At 71.2% G+C, this 11,552-nt stretch carries 10 protein-coding genes and 1 pseudogene; 7 read left to right on the top strand and 4 right to left on the bottom strand.

The window, feature by feature from the left end:
• Positions 1-589 (bottom strand): alanine racemase (locus FV229_RS21580; protein ID WP_187275237.1); only part of this gene is annotated, 589 nt, incomplete at its 3' end.
• Between the two features lie 112 nt (positions 590-701).
• On the opposite strand from FV229_RS21580, the gene FV229_RS21575 reads away from it, so the two are divergent.
• Positions 702-1,682: a quinone oxidoreductase gene (locus FV229_RS21575; RefSeq protein WP_147753928.1), complete on the top strand. Its 981-nt coding sequence runs from the start codon at positions 702-704 to the stop codon at positions 1,680-1,682.
• 6 nt (positions 1,683-1,688) lie between these two features.
• Here FV229_RS21575 and FV229_RS21570 read toward each other — a convergent pair whose 3' ends face one another.
• The 3 genes from FV229_RS21570 to FV229_RS21560 form a co-directional block, all read right to left on the bottom strand.
• Positions 1,689-3,377 (bottom strand): thiamine pyrophosphate-binding protein, encoded by a 1,689-nt coding sequence (locus FV229_RS21570; protein ID WP_147753927.1) that lies wholly within the window; start codon positions 3,375-3,377, stop codon positions 1,689-1,691.
• A gap of 230 nt (positions 3,378-3,607) precedes the next feature.
• Positions 3,608-4,798, bottom strand: a complete 1,191-nt coding sequence (locus tag FV229_RS21565; RefSeq protein ID WP_147753926.1) for an NAD(P)/FAD-dependent oxidoreductase — start codon at positions 4,796-4,798, stop codon at positions 3,608-3,610.
• A gap of 187 nt (positions 4,799-4,985) precedes the next feature.
• A complete protein-coding gene (locus FV229_RS21560) occupies positions 4,986-5,888 on the bottom strand; it encodes a LysR substrate-binding domain-containing protein (RefSeq protein ID WP_187275236.1) in 903 nt (300 codons plus the stop codon).
• 192 nt (positions 5,889-6,080) lie between these two features.
• On the opposite strand from FV229_RS21560, the gene FV229_RS21555 reads away from it, so the two are divergent.
• From FV229_RS21555 to FV229_RS21530, 6 genes and pseudogenes are all read left to right on the top strand, one after another.
• Positions 6,081-7,382: an SLC13 family permease gene (locus FV229_RS21555; protein ID WP_246688282.1), complete on the top strand. Its 1,302-nt coding sequence runs from the start codon at positions 6,081-6,083 to the stop codon at positions 7,380-7,382.
• Between the two features lie 183 nt (positions 7,383-7,565).
• Entirely contained in the window at positions 7,566-7,967 is a 402-nt protein-coding gene (sdhC, locus tag FV229_RS21550; RefSeq protein ID WP_147753925.1) for a succinate dehydrogenase, cytochrome b556 subunit, read from the top strand.
• Between the two features lie 12 nt (positions 7,968-7,979).
• Positions 7,980-8,399, top strand: coding sequence for a succinate dehydrogenase, hydrophobic membrane anchor protein (gene sdhD, locus FV229_RS21545; protein ID WP_147753924.1), 420 nt, complete (start codon positions 7,980-7,982; stop codon positions 8,397-8,399).
• A gap of 31 nt (positions 8,400-8,430) precedes the next feature.
• A complete protein-coding gene (gene sdhA / locus FV229_RS21540) occupies positions 8,431-10,248 on the top strand; it encodes a succinate dehydrogenase flavoprotein subunit (RefSeq protein WP_147753923.1) in 1,818 nt (605 codons plus the stop codon).
• Positions 10,249-10,342: 94 nt separating this feature from the next.
• Complete coding sequence (locus FV229_RS21535) at positions 10,343-11,146, top strand: succinate dehydrogenase iron-sulfur subunit (protein WP_147753922.1); 804 nt, start codon at positions 10,343-10,345, stop codon at positions 11,144-11,146.
• A gap of 169 nt (positions 11,147-11,315) precedes the next feature.
• A pseudogene (locus tag FV229_RS21530) lies at positions 11,316-11,552 on the top strand (hypothetical protein); the annotation flags it as partial.

Genomic DNA, 11,552 nt, shown 5'->3' with positions numbered 1-11,552 from the left:
GGTCGTCGAGGCCGTAGCTGTCGCCGGCATGCAGCAGCACCCCGCGCAGCTCGGCGCCGCCGTCGACGAGGATGCGGCCGATGGCGACGAGCGTGCCGGCGTCGTCCGGGGCGACGCCGGAGCGGTGCCCGTCGGCGTCGACCTCGATGAGGCAGGGCAGGGAGGCGCAGGAGGGGGCGCAGGAGGGATCGCGGTTGGCCGCCACCCAGGCCGCGACGGCCTCGGCCTGCGCGACGCTGTCGAGGATGATCGCGAGGTCGGCCCCGAATTGCCGGCGGATGCCGCCGACCCGGTCGAGCTTCTGCGGCGCGATGCCGACGCCGTAGGTCAGGTCGGTGACGCCGCCCTCGGCGAAGTAGGCGGCCTCGCGGAGCGTCGAGACCATGGCCGGACCGTGCGGGCCGGTCATCGCGCGCCGCGCGACGGCGAGCGACTTCGCGGTCTTGAGGTGAGGCCGGAACGCGACGCCGAGGCCGGAAAGCCGCTCGCGCATCCGCGCGACGTTGGCGGTCAGGCGCGCCTCGTCGAGGAGCAGGCAGGGGGTGTCGAGGGCGGCGAGCGAATCCGCGGCGACGTCGGCGACGGCCATCGCACTCTCCCTTTCCGGTTGCATCGAGCGCCTTCTAGGCAGAGGCCGGGCGCGGGGCTAGGTCTACGCGAAGACGGCGCCCATGAACGCGGCCGAAGTTCGGAGAAACGCCATGACCGACGCGAACGCCGTCATCCTCCGCGACTTCGGCGGCCCCGAGGCGATGCGGCTCGAGCCGGTCCAGCTGCCGCCGCCGGGGCCGGGCAGCGTGCTGCTGCGCCAGACCGCGATCGGCTTCAACTTCATCGACGTCTACCAGCGCAAGGGCGCCTACCCGCTGCCGCTGCCGACCGGGCTCGGCCACGAGGCCGCCGGGCGGATCGAGGCGCTGGGCGAGGGCGTCGCGGGCTTCCGGGTCGGCGACCGGGTCGCGACCATGAACGCCGGCCTCGGCGCCTACGCCGACCGGCGGATCGTGCCGGCCGACAAGCTGGTGGCCATCCCCGACGCCGTCTCGGACGAGGACGCCGCCGCCCTGCTGTTCAAGGGGATGACCGCGCAGTACCTGCTCCGGCGCACCCACGCGGTGCAGCCGGGCGAGATGGTGCTGGTCCACGCAGCCGCCGGCGGCGTCGGGCAGATCCTGTGCCGCTGGGCGAAGGCGCTCGGCGCCGTCGTCGTCGGCACCGCCGGCTCGGCGGAGAAGTGCGCGGTGGCGCGCGAAGCCGGCTGCGACGTGGCGATCGACTATTCGCAAGCGGGCTGGCCCGAGGCTTTGCTCGCCGCCACCGGCGGGCGCAAGGCGCGGGTCGTCTACGATTCGGTCGGCCGCGACACCTTCCTGCACTCCCTCGACCTCGCCGCGCCCTTCGGCCTCGTGGTGCTCTACGGCGCCGCCTCCGGCCCGGCGCCGGCGATCGAGCCGGAGCTCCTGAACAAGAAGGGCTGCCTGTTCCTCACCCGCCCCTCGGTCTTCCCGCACAACGCCGACGCCACGACCCTGCGGGCCAACGCCGCCGAAGTTTTTGCCGCCATCGCCTCCGGGGCGATCGTCGCGCGCATCGGGGCGCGGTTCCCCTTGGCGGACGTCGCCGAGGCGCATCGCGCGGCGGAGGCGCGGGCGACGACGGGGGCGATCCTGCTGGTCCCGTGAGACGCTTCAGGTCGCCCGCACCACGACCTCGACGAGGTTCGGCCCGCCCGAGGCGATCCCGGCCTCGATCGCCGCCGCGATGTCGTCCGCCCGGGTCACGCGCCGCGCGGGCACCCCCATCGAGGCGGCGAGCGCCGGGAAGTCGATCCGCGGGTCGGTGAGGTCCATGGCGATGAAGCGGTTGGCGCGTGCCGAGGCGTAGTGCGTCTGCGACTTCATGTAGTTCTTCAGGATGTTGTACTCGGCATTGTTGATGACGACGAACGTCACCGGCAAATTCTCGTGCGCGGCGGTCCACAGGGCCTGGGGCGAGTACATCGCCGCCCCGTCGCCGACGACGCAGACCACCGGCGCGCGGTCGAGGCCGAGCGAGGTGCCGACCGAGGCCGGCATGCCCCAGCCGAGCACGCCGCCGCGCATCGAGGCGTATTGGTGCGTCCGCTCGCTGTGCAGGAAGGTGCGCAGGTGCGCCATCGTCGCCGGCGCCTCATCGACGATGGCGGTGTCGGCCCCCACCGCGCGGGCGATTTCGCGGGCCGCCACCAGCGGCGCGATCACCGGGTCGGCGAAGGCGGCGTCGGCCGCTTCCATCAGTCTTTCGCGTCGGACGGCGTAGTTCCGGGCGGCCGCGACCCGCAGGGCGGCGTAGGCGTCGGCGCGGCCAGCGAGGCGCGGCTTCAGAAGCGGCAGCAGCGCGTCGAGGGAGGCGCGGACGTCGCCGACCATCGACAGCGTGGTCTCGTAGGTGCGCCCGAGGTCGCGCACGTCCGCCGAGAGCTGGAACACCTGCGTGCCGGCCGGCACCGCCGAGCCCTCGGTGTAGAGCACGGTGATCAGCGACTTGCCGCCGAGGGCGAACACAGCGTCGTAGGCGCCGAGGATCTTCGCGATCTCGGTCGCCTTGGTCGGCAGGCTCCCGGCCCAGAGCGGGTGGGCGGTGGGGAAGGGGATGTGGGCCGGCCAGGACGAGCCGTAGACCGGCGCGCCGAGGAGGTCGGCGAGCGCCACGGCCTGGCTGGACGCGTCGCTGGCGTCGATCTCGTCCCCGGCGATGAGGGCGAGGCGCCCCGGCGCCACCGCGGCGAGATGGTCGGCCAGCCGGTCCAGCGAGCCCGCCACGGCGCAGCGGTCGATGGTCGAGACGCCGCCGGCGGGCGCCTGGGTCATCGCCTCCATCACGTCCATCGGCAGCGACAGGAAAACCGGGCCGGAGGGGGCGGCCGAGCAATCGTGGAAGGCGCGCCGCAGCAGGGTCGGCAGCTGGTCGGCGTTCGTCACCTCGCGCGCCCACTTCACGGCGGGGGTGGCGAGGCTGACGAGGTCGCCGAACAGCAGCGGGTCGGTGATCGCGTGCCGCGAATCCTGCTGGCCGGCCGTCACCACCAGCGGCGTGCCGGAGACGTGGGCGTTGATCAGGTTGCCGAAGCCGTGGCCGAGGCCGCCGGCGGTGTGGAGGTTGAGGAAGGCGGGCCGGCGCGCGGCGTGCGCGTAGCCGTCGGCCATCGCCACCGCGCTCGCCTCCTGCAACGCCAGCACGTAGGCGATGTCGGGGGTGTCGGTGAGCGCATCGATCAGCGGCAGCTCGGTGGTGCCGGGATTGCCGAAGATGTAGCGCACGCCCTCGGAGCGCAGCACCTCGAGCAGCACCATCGCCCCGCGGCGGCTGCCCAGAGACTCCACATTGGTGATCGCCATCGCCGTCCCCTCCGTCGCGCCACCGAGGCTACGCCAACGGTGGGACGGGGCAACCGCGCGGCGCGCGTCGGACGGCCGAGTCCGCGTTATACCAGACCTCGATGAGCCCGACTCATCGAGGTCTGGCCCCCGCGACTGCGGGGCGGCGGCAATCCGCCGGACGTCATGGGTCCTGACCCATGAGACTTAGCATTACACGGCCGAGTTCGCGTCACACGGCCAAGCCCGCTTCACACCGCCAAGTGGGCCACGACCACCGAGGCTGCGCGCATCGCCCCGCGCGAGGCGTCGGTCGCGTAGCGGATCGCGTGGCGCGCGACGCGGTTGCGCACCCGGCGGGCCGCCCAGGGCAGGGTCGTCTCGGTGGCCAGCGCGCGGGCGTAGAGGCTGGATTCCAGGCTCGCGGCGTCGCAGGCGACCTTGACCGGGTCGGCATAGAACGCGGCGACCTTGTCGGCGCCCATCCCCGGCGTCGCGAGCCAGCCCGGCAGGTGCGCCTCGGCGAGCTGGCGCACGTCGGTCAGCACCTTGCCGATCCCGGTGCCGGGAATCGGGCAGGCGGTCTGGAACGCGTCGCCGACGAGGACGAGCCCGTCGCGCACGTGGCCTTCGGCCCGCATCAGGTCGATCGGGCGAACCTCGACCGCGCCCGCGATCGCGAGGTCCGGGCAATGGGCGGCGAGCCCCGGCATCAGCGTGCGCAGGGCGCCCTCCGGGTCGGCGCGGAGCGCCTTCGTCCAGGGGTCGTTCGGCTGGTGGTAGCAGAACAGGTTCGCCCGCATGGTCTCGCCGAGGGGGAACAGCGTGAGGTAGGCGTCGCCGCCGCCGAAGCGCTCGGAGAAGTAGGTCATCGCCGGGAACGGGAAGGCGGAACGCGGCGCGGCCATGTCGAAGCCCGCGGCCAGGGAGTGTCGCTCGCCGATCACGCGCCGTGAGATCCCGGCCTTGCGGCGCAGCACGTCGCCGAGGCCGGTGGCCAGCACGACGAGCCGGCCTTCGAACCGGCGCCCGTCGGCGAGCGTGACAACCTGCCGGTCCGGGCCGAGGTCGAGGTCGGCGACCCGGCCGACGGTGAGCAGCCCGGCGGGCAGGGCGGCGCGCAGGGCGTTGATCAGGTCGGGATAGGCGGCGCCGTATTCGGTGGTCCGCTCCCAGTGGGCGAGGCGGCCGAAGCGGACGACCCGGACGGAATCGGTCCGGGTCGTGCAGCCGCGGGTGGCATCGCCGAAGCCGAGCGCCTCGAACAGCGTCATCTGCGCCGAGCCGTACTTCTCCGCACGGAAATCGTGCGGGTGGACGGCGTGGGCGTCGATCAGCGCCACGCTGCGGCCCTGGCTGGCGAGGCGGCCGGCGAGGCAGGTTCCGGCCAGGCCGGCGCCGATCACCACGACGTCGAAGCAGTCTGTTTGAGCAGGCATCATCGAAGACATCCGTCCGGCAGCCAGCGTCTTCGCGACGCCCGCACGGTAGAGATGGCAGACTCCATCCCGAAAAAAGGTCTTTGCGTAGTCCTCCGCGATCAACGAAACGTGCACGGTTTGAAAAATTCGGAAACATTCTACCCTAGGTAGAATGTATTCATTATCTCGAACAATGAGAGCTTGTGACCTACGCTCGGTTCTCACCACCATCGCGCAAGTGCCTGACGAAGTCCTGCGCGAAGGCCGGAAGTCCCTCGAAGCTGCGGAGGCACAGGGTCAAGGCGCGGGTCGCCCAGGGCTCGACCAGCGGCACGACGGCGATGTCGAGGCCGCGCGCCACCCGCCGGGCCATGCTCTCGGGCACGATGCCGACCCCGACGCGGGCTTCGACGAGGCGGCAGACGGCGTCGAAGCCCCGCAGCTGCACCCGCAGGCGCATCGGGCGCCCGACGCGGGCCGCCTTGTCGGCGAGGAAGCGCGTGAGCGCGCTCGCCCGGTCGAGGCCGACGAGGTCGTGCGCCAGGACCTCGCCGAAGGAGACGGTCTCGCGCTCGGCCAGGGCGTGGCCGCGGGCCGCCACGAGCACGAACCGGTCCTTCCGGAACGGAAACGTCTGCAGGGTGCCGGTGTCGACCGTGCCCGACAGGATGCCGAGGTCGGCCTGCCCGTCGGCGACGAGGCCGACGATCTCGTCCGAGGTGTGCTCGTCGATCTCGACGCTGACGCCGGGGTTCCTTGTCAGGTAGGCGGCGAGCGCATCGGGCAGGAATTCGGTGAGCGCGTTGGTGTTGGCCAGGACCCGGATCTGCCCGACGGTGCCGCCGGAATAGGCCGAGAGCTCGCCCTGCATCCGCTCGATGCCGGCGATCAGCCCGCGGGCATGGGCCAGCAGCGTCCGCCCGGCCGGGGTCGGGACCACGCCGAGGCGGCTGCGGGTGAGGAGGGCTGCGCCGAGCGAGGTCTCCATCGCCCGGATGCGCGTCGAGGCGGCGGCGAGCGCGAGGTTCGCCCGCGCAGCCCCGTGGGTGATCGAGCCGGCCTCGACCACGTGACGGAAGAGGGTGAGGTCGGGCAGGTCGAAGCGCATCATCGCAGGACGCCTCCTTGTTCGCCGGGCGCGAAGCCGCCCTGTGCGAATCCCTGGGCCGAGCCTGCGCGACGGGCGACCGCGGTCCACATCCTTCGCCGTTCGCGAAGGCACCGTCAAAGGATGCCGTATTGCGAACCGTTCCAATCCGGCCCCTAAACGAGCCTGGAACCGAACGCGGCGGAGCAAAGCAACATGGGAGGCGAGACGACGATCCTGGCGACCGCCGGCCTGCTCGTGCTCTGCATGGGGCTGTGGGCGACGGCGCTGCTGCCCGAGATCGTCACCGCGCTCCTGTTCTTCGCGCTCGCGATGCTGCTCAAGCTCGGCGCGGCGGCGACGGTGTTCTCGGGCTTCGCGTCGTCGGCCTTCTGGCTGGTGATGTCGGGGATGGTGGTCGGCCTCGCGATGACCCGGACCGGCCTCGGCGCGCGCCTGGCGCAGGGCCTGAGCGGCCGGCTCTCGGGCTCCTATGCGCGCTTCATCGCCGGGCTCGTGGGGTTCAGCTTCCTTCTCGCCTTCGTGATGCCGTCGAACCTCGGGCGCATCGCCCTGATGATCCCGGTGACGCTGTCGCTCTGCGACGCGTTCGGGCTGGCGCCCGGTCGCAAGGGCCGGGTCGGCGCGGTGATGGCGATCGGGCTCGCGACCCCGATCCTGTCGGCGGCGATCCTGCCGGCCAACGTCCCGAACCTCGTGATGGCCGGCGCCGCCGAGCGGCTCCAGGGGCTGCACCTCACCTACCTGCCCTATCTCTGGCTGCACGCGCCGGTGCTCGCGCTGGTCAAGGGCGCGCTGCTCGTCCTGCTGCTCGTAAAACTGTTCCCCGACCGGCTCGAGGCCGAGGCCGCGGCCCTGCCGGCGTTGCCGCCGGCCTCGCCCGCCGAGCGCCGCCTCGCGGCGATCCTCGTCGGCACCCTGGTCCTGTGGACCACCGACGGGCTTCACGGGATCGCCCCGGCCTGGGTTGGGCTCTCGGCCGCGGTGATCTGCCTGATGCCGCGGGTCGGCGTGCTGCCGGCGGAGGCCTTCGCGCAAGTCTCCCTGCGCACCTGCTTCTACATCGCCGCCCTCCTCGGCCTCGTCGCGCTGGTCAACGAGACCGGCCTGGGCGAGCGCCTCGGCCACGCCTTGCTGGCGGTCGCGCCCCTCAGCCCCGGCGCCCCGGTCCAGAATTTCGCCGTGCTCGTCGGCATCGCGACGGCGCTGGCCCTGGTCGTCACCGCCAACGGCGCGCCCGCGCTCTACACGGCGCTGGCCGGCGAGATGGCGAAGGCCAGCGGTTGGCCGTTGCTCGACGTGGTGATGGTGCAGGTGGTCGGCTACGCGACCCTGTTCTTCCCCTACCAGGCGCCGCCCATCGTGTTCGCGCGCGAGCTGGGCGGGGTGTCCCTCGCGGACGCGACGCGGGCGACCTTCGCCTACGGCATCGCCGGGCTGCTGGTCGCCGCACCCCTCGACTACCTGTGGTGGCGACTGATCGGACGGCTGCCATGACGAGGCGGCCTATCGCGAAAGCAGAGCCCCCAGGACAGCAATGGGAAGGCGATATCCCGGCGGAATCGTCAACACCGCCCCGCCATGCCGCATTGCGGCGAAACGCCTGGACCTCTAGCGCTACAGATTAGAGACGGTCCAATTCGAAGCCCATTCCGAGAACGACACGAGGCCCCCCGCACGATGGCACCCACCGCACGCCCCACCGTGGCCCAGCCGCTCTCGCCGCACCTCCAGATCTACCGCTGGACCTGGACGATGGCGATGTCGGTGTTCCACCGCGTCACCGGCACCGCCCTCTACGGCGGCACCGCGCTCGTCGCGATCTGGCTCGTGGCGCTCGCCTCCGGCCCGGCGGCCTACGCCTGGGTGGCGTGGTCCTTCGGGTCCTGGATCGGGCGGATCGTGCTGTTCGCCTACACCTGGATCCTGCTGCACCACATGCTGGGCGGTCTGCGCCACTTCGTGTGGGACGCCGGCTACGGCTTCGACCGCGACAAGCGCATGGCGCTGGCCCGCGCCACCCTGATCGGTTCGACGACGCTGACGGTCGTCGTCTGGGCCGTCGCCCTTCTGGCGCGCTGAGGAGTTCCCGCCATGGCCAAGGCCAAGATCCTTCAGAACCCGCAGGTCTCGATCCGCACCCCCCGCGCCCGCGTCCGCGGCCTCGGCGTCGCCCACCACGGCGTCGGGCATTGGTGGATGCAGCGCCTGACCGCCGCCGCCAACGCGCCGCTGATGCTCGCCTTCGTGGTGATCATCGCCCTGATGGCCGGCCGACCGTATCCGGAGGCGGTGGCCCTGGTGTCGCACCCCTTCGTCGCGATCGTCCTGATCCTGGCCGTGACCTCGGTCGCGATCCACATGCGTCTGGGGATGCAGGTGATCATCGAGGATTACATCCACAGCCCGGGGCTGAAGATCGCCGCGGTGTTCGCCAACAACTTCTACGCGGTCGTCGTGGCCGTGGCCTGCCTCTACGCCATCCTGCGCGTGGGGCTCGGCCGCCTCGTCTGACCTGCTTCCCGCGAGCTTGAAGGAGCCTTCCATGGCCGCCAACGGACAGAACGGGCAGGGACCCGCCTATTCCATCACCGACCACACCTTCGACGTCGTCGTCGTCGGCGCGGGCGGCGCAGGGCTTCGCGCCACCGTCGGCTGCTCGCAGGCCGGCTTGCGCACCGCCTGCATCACCAAGGTGTTCCCGACCCGCTCGCACACCGTGGCGGCGCAGGGCGGCATCTCGGCCTCGCTCGGCAACATGGGGCCGGACGACTGGCGCTGGCACATGTACGACACCGTGAAGGGCTCGGACTGGCTCGGCGACCAGGACGCGATCGAGTACCTGGTGCGCAACGCCCCGGCGGCCGTGTACGAGCTCGAGCACTGGGGCGTGCCGTTCTCCCGCACGGAGGAGGGCAAGATCTACCAGCGGCCCTTCGGCGGCATGACCACCGACTACGGCAAGGGCACCGCCCAGCGCACCTGCGCGGCAGCCGACCGCACGGGGCACGCGATGCTCCATACCCTCTACGGGCAGGCGGTGAAGAACCAGACCAACTTCTTCATCGAGTACTTCGCCCTCGACCTGATCATGGACGACGAGGGTCGCTGCCGCGGCGTCGTCGCCATGGACCAGGCCACCGGCGAGATCCACCGCTTCCGCGCGCAGATGGTGATCCTGGCCACCGGCGGGTACGGCCGCTCGTACTTCTCGGCGACGTCCGCCCACACCTGCACCGGCGACGGCAACGCCATGGTGCTGCGCGCCGGCCTGCCGCTGCAGGACATGGAGTTCGTGCAGTTCCACCCCACCGGCATCTACGGCGCCGGCTGCCTGATCACGGAGGGCGCCCGCGGCGAGGGCGGCTACCTCACCAACTCCGAGGGCGAGCGCTTCATGGAGCGCTACGCGCCGTCGGCGAAGGACCTCGCCTCGCGCGACGTGGTCTCGCGCTCGATGACCATGGAGATCCGGGCCGGTCGCGGCGTCGGCAAGGGCGGCGACCACATCTTCCTGCACCTCGACCACCTCGACCCGGCGATCCTGCACCAGCGCCTTCCCGGCATCTCGGAATCGGCCAAGATCTTCGCCGGCGTCGACGTCACCAAGGAGCCGATCCCGGTGCTGCCGACGGTGCACTACAACATGGGCGGCATCCCGACGAACTATCACGGCGAGGTGCTGACGCTGCGCGACGGCAACCCCGACACCGTGGTGCCCGGCCTGATGGCGATCGGCGAGGCGGCCTGCGTCTCGGTGCACGGCGCCAACCGCCTCGGCTCGAACTCGCTGATCGACCTCGTGGTGTTCGGCCGCGCGGCGGGCCAACGCTGCGCCGAGATCGTCGAGCCGAACGGCCGGCCGATGGACCTCGCCAAGGACTCGGCCGACAAGGCGCTCACCCGCCTCGACCGCTTCCGCTACGCCGACGGCGGCACGCCGACCGCGGACCTGCGCCTCGAGATGCAGAAGACGATGCAGAACAACTGCGCCGTGTTCCGCACCGGCGAGGTGCTGGAGGAGGGCAAGGGCCTGATCCACAAGGTCTGGAGCGCGTCGGCCGACATCCGCATCACCGACCGGTCGCTCGTCTGGAACACCGACCTCCTGGAGACCCTGGAGTTCGACAACCTGATCGGCCAGGCGGTCGTCACGATGGAATCGGCCGCCAACCGCGAAGAATCGCGCGGCGCGCATGCCCGCGAGGACTTCCCCGACCGCAACGACAAGGAGTGGATGAAGCACACCCTGTCGTGGCTGGACGAGAGCGCCCACCGGGTGAACATCGACTACCGCCCGGTCCACACCTACACGATGTCGAACGAGATCCAGTACATCGAGCCGAAGGCGCGCGTTTACTAAGCTGCGCTTCGGAAAGCCGATCGGCGAGGCCGCGTCCTCGATGCGTCTTGCCGATCGTTGCTTCGATCGACTCTAGCGGAAGCCAACGACAGCCATGGCCGAATTCTCCCTCCCCAAGAACTCCCAGATCACCGAGGGCAAGTCCTGGCCCGCGACGACGGGGGCCAAGAACCTCAAGGAGTTCCGCGTCTACCGCTGGAACCCGGACGACGGGAAGAACCCGCGGATCGACACCTACCAGGTCGATCGCGACGATTGTGGGCCGATGGTGCTCGACGCCCTCCTGTGGATCAAGAACAAGGTCGACTCGACGCTGGTGTTCCGCCGCTCCTGCCGCGAGGGCATCTGCGGCTCCTGCGCCATGAACATCGAAGGCCAGAACGCGCTCGCCTGCACCATGGGCATCGACGAGTGCCAGGAGCACGCCAAGGGCAGGAAGACCGCGGCGGTGAAGATCTACCCGCTGCCGCACATGCCGGTGCTGAAGGACCTCGTCCCGGACCTGACGAACTTCTATGCCCAGCACGCCTCGGTCGAGCCCTGGCTCAAGACCGACACCCTAGCGCCCGAGAAGGAATGGCCGCAGACCCCGGAGGACCGGGCCAAGCTCGACGGGCTGTACGAGTGCATCCTGTGCGCCTGCTGCACCACCTCGTGCCCAAGCTACTGGTGGAACGGCGAGAAGTTCTTGGGGCCCGCCGCGCTGCTGCAGGCCTACCGCTGGCTGATCGACAGCCGCGACGAGAACACCGGCGACCGCCTCGACGCGCTGCACGACCCGTTCAAGCTCTATCGCTGCCACACGATCATGAACTGCGCCAACACCTGCCCGAAGAACCTGAACCCGGCCAAGGCCATCGCCGAGATCAAGAAGATGATGGTCGAGCGCACGGTCTGATCCGCCCGGGCGGCCGACTGAGGCCGCCCCGCCACACTCGCCCCGAAAAGCCCCGCCCCCTGGCACTCCGGTGGGTGTTCCCCGATCCCCCGCCTTGCGGCCATCGCATTTGCCCCCGACGCAAGGACCCGCAAGGGGCGCCGCACGCGCGCCGGGGAAGCCGAGACCGATGCCGCGCCAGTACCGTTCGACGATCGCCCTCCTCGCGCTGGCCGCGGGTCTCGGCGCCTGCTCGTCGCAGCGCTTCGACGGACCTCGCGTCCGCGCGCCGGCACAGCAGGCCGCCATCGACAACATCGCGCCGGCGATGCCCTCGGGCGCCGTGACCTCCGCGCCGCTCGCGCCGCCGCCGGGGGCCTCGGCCGCGCCGGACGGGGCGCCGATCGGCGCGCAGGCCTCGATCGCC

Source organism: Methylobacterium sp. WL120 (assembly GCF_008039465.1).
Lineage (GTDB): Bacteria > Pseudomonadota > Alphaproteobacteria > Rhizobiales > Beijerinckiaceae > Methylobacterium > Methylobacterium cerastii.
This window is presented reverse-complemented; position numbering and strand designations above follow the sequence as displayed.